This is a genomic window from Pseudomonas sp. SCPG-7, from assembly GCF_002156405.1.
Taxonomy (GTDB): Bacteria; Pseudomonadota; Gammaproteobacteria; order Pseudomonadales; family Pseudomonadaceae; genus Aquipseudomonas; species Aquipseudomonas parakoreensis.
In genome coordinates, this window is sequence record NZ_MVOO01000010.1 from 47361 (window position 1) to 62270 (window position 14910).

Consider the following 14910-nt stretch of genomic DNA (forward strand, 5'->3'; position numbering starts at 1 on the left):
TGAACTGCGCCAAGCCTCCTTTTGTGTTGATAGAGATCCCCCCGCGTGCCCGACGCCATTCTGCGCCTCGCCCTGCCTTCGCCCCTGCGCCGCCTGTTCGACTATCGGGCCCCGGCCGGGGTGCAGCGCGCCCAGTTGCAACCGGGCATGCGCCTTCGTGTGCCGTTCGGGCGGCGGGAGATGATCGGGATTCTGGTCGAGATCACCGATACCAGCGACGTGCCGCTGGAGAAACTCAAGCCGGCGTTGGCCCTGCTCGATGCAGAGCCGCCGCTGCCGCCCGCACTGTTCAAGCTGTGCCTGTGGACGTCGCAGTATTACCAGCACAGCCTCGGCGATACCTTGAGCTGGGCGCTGCCGGTGCTGCTGCGTCAGGGCGAACCGGCCGAAGCCCGTCAGGAGCGCTTCTGGTCTGTCGCGCCCGGCGCCAGCCTCGATGATCCGCGCGTCGCCCGCGCGCCACGGCAACGGGAAGCGCTGGCGACGCTGGCACAGCACCCGCACGGTGTGGCTCATCAGTTGTTGAGCAAATTGATGCTGAGCAAGGACAGCCTCGACCTGCTGCTGGCCAAGGGCCTGGTGCAAGTGAAAATCCGCCGGCATGCCCCCAGCGTGCGCCATGAACACTGGCTGGCCCAGCCGGAGTTGCCGCTCAACACCGAACAACGCGCCGCTTACGAGGCGATCCGCGCCGGGTTCGACAGTTATCACGCGTTTCTGCTGGCGGGCGTCACCGGCAGCGGCAAGACCGAAGTCTATTTGCAACTGATCCGCGAAACCCTCGAAGCCGGCAAGCAGGCGCTGGTGCTGATTCCCGAAATCAATCTCGGCCCACAGACCTTGGCGCGTTTCGAGCAGCGCTTCAATGCGCGTATTGCCCTGCTGCATTCGGCGGTCAACGACCGTGAGCGCCTCGACGCCTGGCTCGCTGCCCGCGACGGCGAGGCCGACATTATTATCGGCACCCGCTCGGCGCTGTTCACCCCGATGAAAAACCCGGGGCTGATCATCATCGACGAAGAGCACGACGGATCCTATAAACAGCAGGAAGGCCTGCGCTACCACGCCCGGGATCTGGCACTGGTGCGCGCGCGACAGGAAAACATCCCGATCGTCCTCGGCTCCGCCACGCCTTCACTGGAAAGCCTGCACAACGCCTACACCGGTCGTTATGGCCTGCTGCGCCTCAACGAGCGGGCCGGCGGCGCCAGGCAACCACGTTTCCTGCGGCTGGACGTGAAAAGCCGTCCGCTGGACAGCGGCATTTCCGGGCCGATGCAACAAGCCATTGGCCAGACCCTCGCGGCCGGCCAGCAGGTGCTGGTGTTTCTCAACCGGCGCGGCTTTGCGCCGACGTTGCTGTGCCACGATTGCGGCTGGATGTCCGAGTGCTCGCGCTGCGACGCGCGAATGACCGTGCACCAACGCTACGGCGAACTGCGCTGCCACCACTGTGGCAACGTCGAGCGCACACCGCGCCAATGCCCCAAGTGCAATAAAGTTGATCTGCGCCCGGTGGGCGCCGGTACCGAACGCGCCGAAGAACGCCTGGCGATTCTGTTCCCGGATTACCCGGTGCTGCGCGTCGACCGCGACAGCACCTCGCGCAAGGACGCGATGAATCAGTTGTTCGCGACGATTCAGAAGGGACAGCCGTGCATTCTGGTCGGCACGCAAATGTTGGCCAAGGGGCATCACTTCCCCCGGGTCACGCTGGTGTCGATTCTGGATGCCGACGGCGGGCTGTTCTCCGGCGACTTCCGCGCCAGCGAGCGTATGGCGCAGTTGATCGTGCAGGTGGCCGGGCGCGCCGGACGGGCGGAAGAGCCGGGCAAGGTGATCATCCAGACCCACCTGGCCGACCATCCTTTATTGGTGCAATTGACCGAGCAGGGCTACTTCGCCTTTGCCGAACAGGCGCTGAGCGAGCGCCGCGCTGCGGGACTGCCGCCGTTTTCACACTTGGCCCTGTTGCGTGCCGAAGCGCACAAACCGGGGCAGGCCGAAGGTTTCCTCGATGAGGCATGCAGCGCCGCCGAGCGTTTGCTGGCCGAGCAGAAGCTGGGCGGGATCGAACTGCTAGGGCCGGTGCCGGCGCCGATGGAGCGCCGAGCCGGTCGCTATCGGGCGCAGCTGTTGGTGCAGGCGGCAGCGCGGGCACCGCTGCATCGATTGCTCGCCAGCTGGTTGCTGGAGTTGGAGCAGATGCCGAGCGGGCGGGCCGTGCGCTGGTCGCTGGATGTCGATCCCGTGGATCTGTATTGACGCCGACCTGTGGCGAGGGAGCTTGCTCCCGCTGGGGCGCGAAGCGGCCCCAAAACCGCAGTGCCAGCCAAACCGAGCCCGCCGGTTTTACGACTGCTGCGCAGCCGAGCGGGAGCAAGCTCCCTCGCCACAGGGTAATTTGTCACCACATATCCATAAGCTGCCTGCTAAGGTTGGCAAGCCCGTCTTCGCAACGGATAATGCCCAGTTTTTCCACCCGCGCATCGATGCGCCGCCGCGCTTGCGGTCGAAAGAGAAGACCATGAAAGACACCATTCGCCAGCTGATCCAACAAGCCCTCACCCAACTCGTCAACGAAGGTGTGTTGCCTGAAGGCCTGTCGCCGGCGATTCAGGTGGAGAACGCCCGTGACAAGACCCACGGCGACTTCGCCAGCAACATCGCCATGATGCTGGCCAAGCCTGCGGGCATGAAGCCGCGCGATCTGGCGGAGAAAATCATCGCCGCGCTGCCGGCCGACGACAACGTCACCAAGGCCGAGATCGCCGGCCCCGGCTTCATCAATTTCTTCCAGAACACCCAGGCTCTGGCCTCGCGCCTCGACGCCGCGCTGGCCGATGCTCACGTTGGCGTGCGCAAGGCCGGTCCGGTGCAGCGCACTGTGGTCGACCTGTCGGCACCGAACCTGGCCAAAGAGATGCACGTCGGCCACCTGCGCTCGACGATCATCGGCGACGGCGTGGCCCGTGTTCTCGAGTTCCTCGGCGACGAAGTGATCCGTCAGAACCACGTGGGCGACTGGGGCACCCAGTTCGGCATGTTGATGGCTTACTTGCAGGAAAACCCGATCACCAGCGACGAGCTGTCCGATCTGGAAAACTTCTACCGCGCCGCCAAACAGCGTTTCGACGAATCCGAAGAGTTCGCCGACCGTGCCCGTGGCCTGGTGGTCAAGCTGCAGGCCGGCGATGCCGAGTGCCTGGCGCTGTGGACCAAGTTCAAGGACATCTCGCTGTCGCACTGCCAGAAGATCTACGAACTGCTCAACGTCAAACTGACCATGGCCGACGTGATGGGCGAAAGCGCCTACAACGACGACCTGATCAACGTGGTCAACGACCTGAAAGCCGCGGGCATGCTGGTCGAGAGCAACGGCGCCCAGTGCGTGTTCCTCGACGAGTTCAAGAACGCCGACGGCGATCCGCTGCCAGTGATCATCGTCAAGGCTGACGGCGGTTACCTGTACGCCACCACTGACCTGGCGGCCGTGCGCTATCGTTCTGGCAAACTGAAGGCCGACCGCGCGCTGTACTTCGTCGACCAGCGTCAGGCCCTGCACTTCCAGCAAGTGTTCGCCGTGGCGCGCAAGGCCGGTTTCGTGACCCATCCGATGGAAATGGAGCACATGGGCTTCGGCACCATGAATGGCGCCGATGGCCGTCCGTTCAAGACCCGTGATGGCGGCACCGTGAAGCTGATCGATTTGCTGACCGAAGCCCAGGAACGTGCCTACAACCTGGTCAAAGAGAAAAACCCGGAGCTGGCCGAAGACGAACTGCGCAACATCGCCAAGGTCGTCGGCATCGGTGCGGTGAAATACGCCGACCTGTCCAAGCACCGCACCAGCGACTACAGCTTCAACTTCGACCTGATGCTGAATTTCGAAGGTAACACTGCGCCGTATCTGCTGTACGCCTACACTCGCGTGGCCGGCGTGTTCCGCAAACTGGGCAAGGACTTCAGTGAAGTCGATGGCCAGATCGCCCTCGAAGCCGAGCACGAGCAAGAGCTGGCGGCAAAACTGGCGCAGTTCGGCGAAGTACTGAACAACGTCGCGGAAAAAGGCACGCCACACATCCTCTGCACTTACCTGTATGACGTCGCCGGTCTGTTCTCCAGCTTCTACGAGAACTGCCCGATCCTCGCCGCCGAGACGCCGGCCCAGACGCAGAGCCGTCTGCGCCTGGCCGCGCTGACCGGTCGTACTCTCAAGCAAGGCCTGGAACTGCTGGGCCTGGAAACTCTGGAGCGCATGTAAGTTGGCTGCCAAGAAAAAACCTGCACCCAAGCGTGGCGCCAGCCGTTACCAAGCTCCTGCAAAGCAACCGATTCCGGGCTGGCTGTGGATGGCCATCGGCCTGACGGTCGGTGCGTTCATCGTATTCCTGATGAAACTGGAGCCGGGCAAGGGCAGCGACACGGTCAAGCGCGAGAAAGTCGAGCAGGCGCAGCAGCAGAAAGCGTCGAAGATCGCCGAGGCCAACAAGACCCCGCCGAGCCCGACGCAACCGGTGAAGCCGAAGTACGATTTCTACACCCTGCTGCCGGAATCGGAAGTGATCGTGCCGCCGGACGCCGTGCCGGAGAAAACCCTGCCGACGCCACAAGTGCCGACCACGCCGGTCACCCCGGCGGAAGCGGCGAAAATCGATACTGCTCGGGCGCAGGCTGCGCTGTCGGGCATCACCCCGCCGCCAGCGCCACCGGTGGCGAAAGCGGCGCCGGTGACCAAGTTCTTCCTCCAGGCCGGTTCGTTCCGCAAAGAGGCGGACGCGGACAAGGTGCGGGCGCAGATCATTCTGCTGGGCCAGGCTGTTTCGGTTGAGTCGGGCACGGTGAAGGATGAAACCTGGTACCGCGTACTCGTTGGCCCGTTCAGCAACCGCGAACAGCTGACCACCGCACAGAAACAACTGGCGGGCAGCGGTTTCAGCAACCTGTTGTTACAACAACGCCAGAGCCGCTGACCACTCGCCGTACGTAAATCGTTCGGCGGACTTTGTGGCGAGGGAGCTTGCTCCCGCTGGGGTGCGAAGCGCCCCCAAACCCTGTGAATCCGGTGCATCAGACAGACCGGGGTTGCAGGTTTTACGACTGCTGCGCAGCCGAGCGGGAGCAAGCTCCCTCGCCACAAGGATTTGCATCCCCCTCCATCACCGCTCGTCCCCTCTCCCGCGCTGTGGTTGAAATCCTCTCCAGCACCCCCATATGAATGGGCATAAGGCATTTTCGCCCCGCTGCGTGGAGACTCTTCCCTTGACCACCATCGTTTCAGTCCGCCGCCACGGCAAAGTCGTCATGGGCGGCGACGGCCAGGTTTCTCTCGGCAATACCGTGATGAAAGGCAACGCGAAGAAAGTTCGTCGCCTGTACCACGGTCAGGTCATCGCCGGTTTCGCCGGTGCCACCGCCGACGCCTTCACCCTGTTCGAACGTTTTGAAGGCCAGCTCGAGAAACATCAGGGCCATCTGATCCGCGCCGCTGTCGAACTCGCCAAAGAATGGCGCACCGACCGCTCCCTGAGCCGCCTCGAAGCCATGCTCGCAGTCGCCAACAAGGACGCCTCGCTGATCATCACCGGCAACGGTGACGTGGTCGAACCCGAAGACGGCCTGATTGCCATGGGTTCCGGCGGCGCCTACGCGCAAGCCGCAGCCAGCGCGCTGCTGAAAAAGACCGACCTGTCGGCCCGTGAGATCGTCGAAACCGCCCTCGGTATCGCCGGCGACATCTGTGTATTCACCAACCACACTCAGACCATTGAGGAGCAGGATCTCGCTGAATAAGCCTGACGCGGCCTAAGTGCCACGGCTTGTTTCTGCTTGAGGACCGTCAATTACTATGTCCATGACTCCCCGCGAAATCGTCCACGAACTCAACCGCCATATCATCGGCCAGGACGATGCCAAGCGCGCCGTCGCGATTGCTCTGCGCAACCGCTGGCGCCGCATGCAGCTGCCTGAAGAGCTGCGCGTTGAAGTGACCCCGAAAAACATTCTGATGATCGGCCCGACCGGTGTCGGTAAAACCGAAATCGCCCGTCGCCTGGCCAAGTTGGCCAACGCGCCGTTCATCAAGGTCGAAGCGACCAAATTCACCGAAGTCGGCTACGTTGGCCGTGACGTCGAATCGATCATCCGTGATCTGGCCGATGCCGCAATCAAGATGCTCCGCGAGCAGGAAATGACCCGCGTGCGTCACCGTGCCGAAGACGCTGCCGAGGATCGTATCCTCGACGCACTGCTGCCACCGGCACGCATGGGCTTCAGCAATGAAGAGGCACCGAGCAGCGATTCCAACACCCGTCAGCTGTTCCGCAAGCGCCTGCGTGAAGGTCAGCTGGACGACAAGGAAATCGAGATCGAAGTCGCCGAAGTGGCTGGCATCGAAATCGCCACGCCGCCTGGCATGGAGGAAATGACCAGCCAGCTGCAGAACCTGTTCGCCAACATGGGCAAGGGCAAGAAAAAGGCGCGCAAGCTCAAGGTCAAAGAAGCGCTGAAACTGGTGCGCGACGAAGAGGCCGGGCGTCTGGTCAACGAAGAAGAGTTGAAGGCCAAGGCGCTGGAAGCGGTCGAGCAGCACGGCATCGTGTTCATCGACGAAATCGACAAGGTCGCCAAGCGCGGCAATGTCGGCGGCGCCGATGTCTCCCGTGAAGGCGTACAGCGCGACCTGCTGCCGCTGATCGAAGGCTGCACCGTCAACACCAAGCTGGGCATGGTCAAGACCGACCACATCCTGTTCATCGCCTCCGGTGCGTTCCACCTGAGCAAGCCGAGCGATCTGGTGCCTGAGCTGCAAGGCCGTCTGCCGATCCGTGTCGAACTCAAGGCGCTGAGCCCGGAAGACTTCGAGCGCATCCTCAGCGAGCCGCACGCATCGCTCACCGAGCAATACTGCGCGCTGCTGAAGACTGAAGGCCTGAACATCCAGTTCCAGCCGGAAGGCATCAAGCGTCTGGCGGAGATCGCCTGGCAGGTCAACGAGAAGACCGAGAACATCGGTGCCCGTCGTTTGCACACGCTGCTTGAGCGTCTGCTGGAAGAGGTGTCGTTCAGTGCCGGCGACCTGGCCAGCGCGCATGACGACCAGCCGATCCTGATCGACGCTGCGTACGTCAACAGCCATCTGGGCGAATTGGCGCAGAACGAAGACCTGTCCCGTTATATCCTGTAGGTCACTCTTCCCTGTAGGAGCTGCCGCAGGCTGCGATCTTTTGATCTTGAAAAGCAAAATCAAAAGATCGCAGCCTGCGGCAGCTCCTACAGGGGTTCATCACAGTCGGATGACCTGCAATGACCACGATCCCCACCGACATCAAACTGCACAAAGCCTCGAAAACCCTGACGCTCAAGTACGCGTCCGGCGAGGAGTACACCCTGCCCGCGGAATTTCTGCGCGTGCACTCCCCCTCCGCCGAGGTCCAGGGCCACGGCAAACCGATCCTGCAATTCGGCAAGCTCAATGTCGGCCTCAGCGGCCTGGAACCGGCCGGTCACTACGCACTGAAACTGACCTTCGACGACGGTCATGACAGCGGCTTGTTCACTTGGGATTACCTCTACGAGCTGGGGCGACGTTATGACGCACTCTGGGCCGATTATCTGGCCGAGCTCAAAGCCGCCGGAAAAACCCGCGATCCGGACCAGTCGATTGTCAAGCTGATGCTCTAGTCCGAGACTCTTGCTCTTTAGAGGGCATTTTCTAAATTCATCTGTTTGAATGCTGCGCCTGGCGGTCGAGGATCGGCTGCTTGCGAAAAAAATTAAACTCGGGTAACCAATGGAGCTGGCAAGTTCCCTGCAGTGCTCTATGAACTGTAAAGCAGCTATGCAGAATTAACGGTCACCCGAGCAGTAGTACCTGGCATTGGCTGTGGAACTGCACAGCCGAAACCGGGTACTCGTCTCAGGACAATGGAGCGTCGTAGATGAGTAACAAGAATAACGATGACCTGAAGTACCAAGCCTCGGAAAACACCCTGGGGCTTAATCCCGTCGTTGGGCTACGCGGAAAGGATCTGCTGGCCTCTGCTCGAATGGTGCTGACCCAGGCCATCAAACAACCTATCCATAGTGTCAAGCACGTCACCCATTTCGGCCTCGAACTGAAGAACGTGCTATTCGGCAAATCCGAACTGCAACCGGCCAGCGATGACCGTCGCTTCGTTGATCCGGCGTGGAGTCAGAACCCGCTCTACAAACGTTATCTGCAAACTTACCTGGCGTGGCGCAAGGAGCTCCATTCCTGGATCGACGACAGCAGCCTGTCGCCCAAAGACATCGCGCGCGGCCACTTCGTGATCAACCTGATGACCGAAGCCATGGCCCCGACCAATACCGCCGCCAACCCGGCGGCGGTCAAACGCTTCTTCGAGACCGGCGGCAAAAGCCTGCTCGATGGCCTCTCGCATCTGGCCAAGGATCTGGTGCACAACGGCGGCATGCCGAGCCAGGTCAACATGGGCGCGTTCGAGGTCGGCAAGAGCCTGGGCGTGACCGAAGGCGCGGTGGTGTTTCGCAACGACGTGCTGGAGCTGATCCAGTACAAGCCGATCACCGAGCAAGTCCACGAGCGCCCGCTGCTCGTGGTGCCACCCCAGATCAACAAGTTCTACGTATTCGACCTGAGCCCGGACAAGAGTCTGGCGCGCTTCTGCCTGCGTAATAACGTGCAGACCTTCATCGTCAGCTGGCGCAACCCGACCAAGGCCCAGCGCGAGTGGGGCCTGTCGACTTACATCGATGCGCTCAAGGAAGCCGTCGACGTGGTCACCGCCATCACCGGCAGCAAAGACGTAAACATGCTCGGCGCCTGCTCCGGCGGCATTACCTGCACCGCCCTGCTCGGCCACTACGCCGCGATCGGCGAGAACAAGGTCAACGCCCTCACGCTGCTGGTCAGCGTGCTCGACACCACGCTGGACAGCGACGTCGCCCTGTTCGTCGACGAGCAGACCCTGGAGACCGCCAAGCGCCACTCCTATCAGGCCGGTGTGCTCGAAGGCAAAGACATGGCCAAGGTCTTCGCGTGGATGCGCCCCAACGACCTGATCTGGAACTACTGGGTCAACAACTACCTGCTCGGCAACGAGCCGCCGGTGTTCGACATCCTGTTCTGGAACAACGACACCACCCGGTTGCCGGCCGCGTTCCACGGCGACCTGATCGAGATGTTCAAAAACAACCCGCTGATTCGGCCCAATGCACTGGAAGTGTGCGGCACGCCGATCGACCTCAAGCAGGTCACCGCGGACATTTTCTCGCTGGCCGGCACCAACGACCACATCACCCCGTGGAAGTCCTGCTACAAGTCGGCGCAGCTGTTTGGTGGCAAGGTCGAGTTCGTGCTGTCGAGCAGCGGGCATATCCAGAGCATCCTGAACCCGCCGGGCAACCCGAAATCGCGTTACATGACCAGCGAAGGCATGGCCGCCAATGCCGATGACTGGCAAGAGAACTCGACCAAGCACACCGATTCCTGGTGGCTGTACTGGCAGGCGTGGCAGGCCGAGCGCTCGGGCAATCTGAAAAAAGCACCACTGAAACTGGGCAACAAGGCTTATCCGGCAGGCGAAGCATCGCCGGGCACCTACGTTCACGAGCGGTAAAACCTGTGGGAGCGAGCTTGCTCGCGAAAGCGTCGTGTCAGTCACCATCAATGTTGAATGATTGATCGCATTCGCGAGCAAGCTCGCTCCCACAGTTATAAATTTGAGAAACAGACTCCATCCACAGGGCCTGAAGCATGCCGCAACCGTTCATTTTCCGTACCGTCGACCTGGATGGTCAGACCCTCCGCACGGCGGTACGTCCCGGCAAGCCTCATTTGACGCCCTTGCTGATTTTCAACGGCATCGGCGCCAACCTGGAGCTGGTATTTCCATTTGTCGCGGCGCTGGACCCGGATCTGGAAGTGATCGCCTTTGACGTGCCCGGTGTCGGCGGCTCGTCGACGCCCAACCGGCCGTATCGCTTTCCCGGGCTGGCGAAGCTGACCGCGCGGATGCTCGACTACCTCGATTACGGTCAGGTCAACGTCATCGGCGTGTCCTGGGGCGGCGCGCTGGCGCAACAGTTTGCTCACGACTACCCCGAGCGCTGCAAGAAACTGGTGCTGGCAGCAACCGCCGCCGGTGCGGTGATGGTGCCGGGTAAACCGAAAGTGCTGTGGATGATGGCCAGTCCGCGGCGCTACATTCAGCCATCGCACGTGATCCGTATCGCCCCGCTGATCTACGGCGGCTCGTTCCGCCGCGACCCGACGCTGGCCGCCAGCCATGCCGCCAAGGTGCGTTCGGCGGGCAAACTCGGCTACTACTGGCAGCTGTTCGCCGGCCTGGGCTGGACCAGCATTCACTGGCTGCACAAGATCCATCAGCCGACGCTGGTACTGGCCGGCGACGACGATCCGCTGATCCCGCTGATCAACATGCGCATGCTTGCCTGGCGGATTCCCAACGCCCAGTTGCACATCATCGACGACGGTCATCTGTTCCTGATCACCCGCGCCGAAGCCGTGGCGCCGATCATCATGAAATTCCTTGAGGAGGAACGCCAGCGCGCCGTGATGCATCCGCATCCGACCCCGCTGGGCGGCTGAATCACTGCGGCAGGCTTTATGCAGGGTTTTGAACAAAGTGCGCGGCAGGACGCCGCGCGGGCAGCAACCCGTAACAGCGACTATGGTGTTCTGGTTCGGTGAGTTTGTTTTTGACCTGAAGACGAAGGAGTGTTGAGTCATGCGCGACAAACCAGCGACGGGCGTTGTGCCCAGCCCCGCCGTGTTCATCAACGCACAAAGTGCGATCACCGGCCTGCGCGGCCGGGACCTGATCTCGACCTTGCGCAGCGTCGCCGCCCACGGTCTGCGCAACCCGATTCACAGCGCGAAGCACGCCTTGAAACTCGGTGGCCAACTCGGTCGCGTGCTGCTCGGCGAAACCCTGCACCCGACCAACCCGAACGACAGCCGCTTCGCTGATCCGGCATGGAGTCTCAATCCGTTCTACCGGCGCAGCCTGCAGGCCTATCTGGCCTGGCAAAAACAGGTCAAGAGCTGGATTGATGAAAGCAACATGAGCGATGACGATCGCGCCCGCGCGCACTTCGCCTTCACCTTGCTCAACGACGCGGTGGCACCGTCGAATACGCTGCTCAACCCGCTGGCAGTCAAGGAGCTGTTCAACTCCGGCGGGCAAAGTCTGGTGCGCGGTCTGAGTCATCTGTTCGATGACCTGCTGCACAACGACGGCCTGCCGCGCCAGGTCACCAAACAGGCATTCGAGGTCGGCAAAACCGTCGCCACCACCTCTGGCGCCGTGGTGTTTCGCAACGAGATGCTTGAACTGATCCAGTACAAGTCGATGAGCGAAAAGCAATACGCCAAGCCGCTGCTGGTGGTGCCGCCGCAAATCAACAAGTACTACATTTTCGACCTCAGCCCGCAGAACAGCTTCGTCCAGTACGCGCTGAAAAATGGCCTGCAGACGTTCATGATCAGTTGGCGCAATCCAGACGTGCGCCATCGCGAATGGGGCTTGTCGACCTACGTCGAAGCAGTGGAAGAAGCGATGAACATCTGCCGGGCGATCACCGGCGCCCGCGACGTCAACCTGATGGGCGCCTGCGCCGGTGGCCTGACCATTGCCGCCCTGCAGGGGCATTTGCAAGCCAAGCGGCAGCTGCGACGTGTCTCCAGCGCGACCTATCTGGTCAGCCTGCTCGACAGTCAGATTGAAACCCCGGCCACGCTGTTCGCCGATGAACAAACCCTCGAAGCCGCCAAGCGCCGCTCCTATCAGAAAGGCGTGCTCGACGGACGCGACATGGCCAAGGTGTTTGCCTGGATGCGGCCCAACGATTTGATCTGGAGCTACTTCGTCAATAACTACCTGCTCGGCAAAGAGCCGCCCGCGTTCGACATCCTCTACTGGAACAACGACAACACCCGCCTGCCCGCCGCGTTTCACGGCGACCTGCTGGACTTCTTCAAGCACAACCCGCTGACCCATCCGGGCGGGCTGGAAGTCTGTGGCACGCCGATCGACCTGCAGAAAGTCACCGTCGACAGCTTCAGCGTGGCCGGCATGAATGACCACATCACGCCGTGGGACGCGGTGTACCGCTCGACCCTGTTGCTTGGCGGGGAGCGGCGCTTCGTGCTGTCCAACAGTGGCCACGTGCAAAGCATCCTCAACCCGCCGAGCAACCCGAAAGCCAACTACGTCGAGAACGGCAAGCTCAGCAGCGATCCACGCGCCTGGTACTACGACGCCAAACGCGTCAACGGCAGCTGGTGGCCACAGTGGCTGGAGTGGATTCAGCAACGCTCCGGCGCCCAGCGCGAAACCACGTTCACGCTCGGCAACCCGAACTATCCACCGATGGAGGCAGCACCCGGCACCTACGTGCATGTGCGCTGACGCTTAACCGAACTTTTCTAAGAAGACTGGATGAAAACCCGCGACCGGATTCTCGAATGTGCCCTGCAACTGTTCAACGAAAAGGGTGAGCCCAATGTCTCCACCATGGAGGTTGCCAACGAAATGGGGATCAGCCCCGGCAACCTCTACTACCACTTCCACGGCAAGGAGCCGCTGATTCTCGGCCTGTTCGAGCGTTTCCAGAATGAACTGACGCCACTGCTCGACCCACCGTCGGACGTCGAGCTGGCGCCGGAGGATTACTGGCTGTTTCTGCACTTGATCGTCGAGCGGCTGGCGCAATACCGGTTTCTGTTCCAGGACCTGTCGAACCTTGCCGGGCGGCTGCCGAAACTGGCCAAAGGCATTCGTCATCTGCTGAATGCGCTCAAGCGCACCCTGGCGTCATTGCTGGCGCGGTTGAAGGCGGCAGGGCAGTTGGTCAGTGATACCCAGGCATTGGGGCAACTGGTGGAGCAGATCACCATGACCCTGCTGTTCTCGCTGGACTATCAGCGGATTCTCGATCGTGAAGGCGAGGTCAAACTGGTGGTGTACCAGATCATGATGCTGGTGGCGCCGCATCTATTGCCGCCGGTGAAAGTGGCGACGGAGCGGATGGCCCTGCAATACCTCGAAGATCACGAATGAAATCAAGAGCCCCTCACCCTAACCCTCTCCCAGAGGGAGAGGGGACTGACCTTATTGTCTTACGCGATACGGAGACCTGAAAAATCCAGTCGATTATGGATTCAATACGACACTTTCAGGTCGGTGTAAGGCTGAAGCATCCCCGAATCGGCCCCCTCTCCCTCGGGGAGAGGGCTGGGGTGAGGGTAAGCTTTTAAAAAGCACAAACAAAAACGCCCGACCTTCACAGGCCGGGCGTTTTGTTTTGCCCTGAAAAATCAGGACTGACTGGTTGGCGTCGACGGGGTCGATGCAGCAGTCGGGGTGGCTGCCGGAGTCGGTGCAGCGGCAGAGTTCGACGCGCTGGCCGGGGTTGCCGGGGTGGCTGGCTTGGCTGCTGCGGGTGCAGCTGGCTTCGGAGCAGCGGCCTTCGGCGCGGCCGGTTTTTTCACTGCCGGTTTTTTCGCCGCAGCCGGTTTGGCCGAAGGTTTGGCAGCCGGTTTCGCGGCAGCGGTTTTCGCTGCTGGCTTGGCGGCTGGTTTGGCCGCGGACTTGGCCGCAGGTTTCGCAGCCGCTTTGGCAGCAACCGGTTTCGCGGCAGCCTTGGCGGCTGGTTTGGCAGCGGCCGTTTTAGCAGCAGGCTTGGCGGCAGCGGCTTTTGCCGCTGGCTTGGCCGCAGCTTTGGCAGCTGGTTTCGCAGCCGCTTTAGCAAGTGGCTTGGCGGCGGTTTTGGCTGCCGGTTTGGCCGCTGCGGTTTTCGCTGCAACCGGTTGGGTTTTCAGACCGGTGAGTTTTTCGATCTGCTTGGTCAAGGTCTCGACCTTGCTGTGCAGCGCTTTGACTTCATTGCGGCTTGGTACACCCAGGCGCGAAATCGCGCTGTTCAGGCGCTTGTCGAAAGCCCCTTCCAGCTCGTCCCACTTGCCCAGTGCGCGATCTTTCACGCCGCTGATGCGCGACTTGGCCGACGAAGCGGAGTCCTTGGCGGCATCGACTTTCTTGCCGACTGCAGACTTGGTGAGCTTCTCGGCTTTCTCGCCGTCTTTGACCAGTGACTCGAAGAGCTTGCTGCCGTCAGTGTCGATCTTCGAGTACACGCCTAAACCAGCCAGCCAGATTTTGCGGGAGTAGTCTTCGACTTTCCCAATCCACGAGCTGCCTTCTTTATCGGTGTTCTTTTTACCAGCCATCCCGTTCTCCTTAAGATTTACGCGCGACGCGTTCGAGCAATGCCGTCAGCTCATCGAGCTTAGCAGAGAGTGTCTCAACGTCATGTTTAGACGGAATGCCGATACGATTCAAGGCGCTTGCCACACGGGAGTCGAACGCCTTCTCGACCTTGTCGAGCTGAACTTCGACACGACCTTTGAACGAGCTGACTTCACCCTTGGCTTCATCGATCTCGGCGTTGGCGGCTTCAAGTTTTTCGCTGACGGCTTTTTTGCCTTTCTTTTCAACAGTTTGACCAGCCTTGATCAACTCCTGAAAGTAGTCGCTGCCCTCTTGGCCGACCTTGGCGTAGGCACCCAGGCCTGCCAGCCAGATCTTGCGGGCATAGGATTTGACGTCGCTCAGAGCAGAAGTCGAAGCGTCGATTTTTTTCTTCAGAATGACTTTGGCCATGGTGCACCTCACGCGCAGAAGGTTTGAGGAACTGCCCGCAGATGTGTCGGGCTCAGGCACAAAGTAGGGAGAAAAATTAGAAACGGCACCCTAACAACTGACATAAACAGTCTGCAGGACAAACACGAACCCTTGTGGGAGCGGGCTTGCCCGCGATGAGGCCGGCACATCCAGAATTTTCGTTATCTGACCCAACGCCTTCGCGGGCAAGCCCGCTCCCACA

The 14910-nt window shown here is 61.2% G+C and carries 12 protein-coding genes; 10 read left to right on the top strand and 2 right to left on the bottom strand.

What is annotated here, in order from left to right; all coding sequences use genetic code 11:
* Positions 1-45 precede the first annotated feature (45 nt).
* The 10 genes from B1722_RS18820 to B1722_RS18865 all read left to right on the top strand — a co-directional run bounded on the left by B1722_RS18820 (position 46) and on the right by B1722_RS18865 (position 13085).
* Positions 46-2265 (top strand): primosomal protein N', encoded by a 2220-nt coding sequence (locus B1722_RS18820; RefSeq protein WP_086793893.1) that lies wholly within the window; start codon positions 46-48, stop codon positions 2263-2265.
* Positions 2266-2527: 262 nt separating this feature from the next.
* Positions 2528-4264: an arginine--tRNA ligase gene (gene argS, locus B1722_RS18825; RefSeq protein ID WP_086793895.1), complete on the top strand. Its 1737-nt coding sequence runs from the start codon at positions 2528-2530 to the stop codon at positions 4262-4264.
* Position 4265: 1 nt separating this feature from the next.
* On the top strand, positions 4266-4973 hold the full coding sequence (locus tag B1722_RS18830) for an SPOR domain-containing protein (RefSeq protein WP_041074932.1): 708 nt from the start codon (positions 4266-4268) through the stop codon (positions 4971-4973).
* A 289-nt stretch (positions 4974-5262) separates the two neighbouring features.
* Positions 5263-5793: an ATP-dependent protease subunit HslV gene (gene hslV, locus B1722_RS18835; RefSeq protein ID WP_007968352.1), complete on the top strand. Its 531-nt coding sequence runs from the start codon at positions 5263-5265 to the stop codon at positions 5791-5793.
* A 55-nt stretch (positions 5794-5848) separates the two neighbouring features.
* Positions 5849-7186, top strand: a complete 1338-nt coding sequence (hslU, locus tag B1722_RS18840) for an ATP-dependent protease ATPase subunit HslU (protein ID WP_086793900.1) — start codon at positions 5849-5851, stop codon at positions 7184-7186.
* Positions 7187-7305: 119 nt separating this feature from the next.
* Positions 7306-7683 carry a gamma-butyrobetaine hydroxylase-like domain-containing protein gene (locus tag B1722_RS18845; RefSeq protein WP_086793902.1) on the top strand — a complete coding sequence of 126 codons (378 nt, stop codon included), beginning with the start codon at positions 7306-7308 and terminating at the stop codon, positions 7681-7683.
* 257 nt (positions 7684-7940) lie between these two features.
* Positions 7941-9620, top strand: a complete 1680-nt coding sequence (phaC, locus tag B1722_RS18850) for a class II poly(R)-hydroxyalkanoic acid synthase (protein WP_041074938.1) — start codon at positions 7941-7943, stop codon at positions 9618-9620.
* Positions 9621-9757: 137 nt separating this feature from the next.
* Complete coding sequence (gene phaZ / locus B1722_RS18855) at positions 9758-10612, top strand: poly(3-hydroxyalkanoate) depolymerase (protein ID WP_041074940.1); 855 nt, start codon at positions 9758-9760, stop codon at positions 10610-10612.
* A gap of 139 nt (positions 10613-10751) precedes the next feature.
* Entirely contained in the window at positions 10752-12434 is a 1683-nt protein-coding gene (gene phaC / locus B1722_RS18860) for a class II poly(R)-hydroxyalkanoic acid synthase (protein WP_086793904.1), read from the top strand.
* Between the two features lie 30 nt (positions 12435-12464).
* Positions 12465-13085: a TetR/AcrR family transcriptional regulator gene (locus tag B1722_RS18865; protein WP_041074944.1), complete on the top strand. Its 621-nt coding sequence runs from the start codon at positions 12465-12467 to the stop codon at positions 13083-13085.
* Between the two features lie 257 nt (positions 13086-13342).
* Here B1722_RS18865 and B1722_RS18870 read toward each other — a convergent pair whose 3' ends face one another.
* Positions 13343-14254 (bottom strand): phasin family protein, encoded by a 912-nt coding sequence (locus tag B1722_RS18870; RefSeq protein WP_086793906.1) that lies wholly within the window; start codon positions 14252-14254, stop codon positions 13343-13345.
* A gap of 10 nt (positions 14255-14264) precedes the next feature.
* Positions 14265-14687, bottom strand: coding sequence for a phasin family protein (locus B1722_RS18875; protein WP_086793908.1), 423 nt, complete (start codon positions 14685-14687; stop codon positions 14265-14267).
* Between the last annotated feature and the right edge of the window lie 223 nt (positions 14688-14910).

What these genes read in the sequence shown, in the direction of transcription:
- B1722_RS18865 (WP_041074944.1), top strand. Translation starts at nt 12,465, where the DNA reads ATGAAAACCCGCGACCGGATTCTCGAATGTGCCCTGCAACTGTTCAAC.
- phaC (WP_086793904.1), top strand. Translation starts at nt 10,752, where the DNA reads ATGCGCGACAAACCAGCGACGGGCGTTGTGCCCAGCCCCGCCGTGTTC.
- B1722_RS18870 (WP_086793906.1), bottom strand. Translation starts at nt 14,254, where the DNA reads ATGGCTGGTAAAAAGAACACCGATAAAGAAGGCAGCTCGTGGATTGGG.
- phaZ (WP_041074940.1), top strand. Translation starts at nt 9,758, where the DNA reads ATGCCGCAACCGTTCATTTTCCGTACCGTCGACCTGGATGGTCAGACC.
- argS (WP_086793895.1), top strand. Translation starts at nt 2,528, where the DNA reads ATGAAAGACACCATTCGCCAGCTGATCCAACAAGCCCTCACCCAACTC.
- B1722_RS18875 (WP_086793908.1), bottom strand. Translation starts at nt 14,687, where the DNA reads ATGGCCAAAGTCATTCTGAAGAAAAAAATCGACGCTTCGACTTCTGCT.
- phaC (WP_041074938.1), top strand. Translation starts at nt 7,941, where the DNA reads ATGAGTAACAAGAATAACGATGACCTGAAGTACCAAGCCTCGGAAAAC.
- B1722_RS18845 (WP_086793902.1), top strand. Translation starts at nt 7,306, where the DNA reads ATGACCACGATCCCCACCGACATCAAACTGCACAAAGCCTCGAAAACC.
- hslU (WP_086793900.1), top strand. Translation starts at nt 5,849, where the DNA reads ATGTCCATGACTCCCCGCGAAATCGTCCACGAACTCAACCGCCATATC.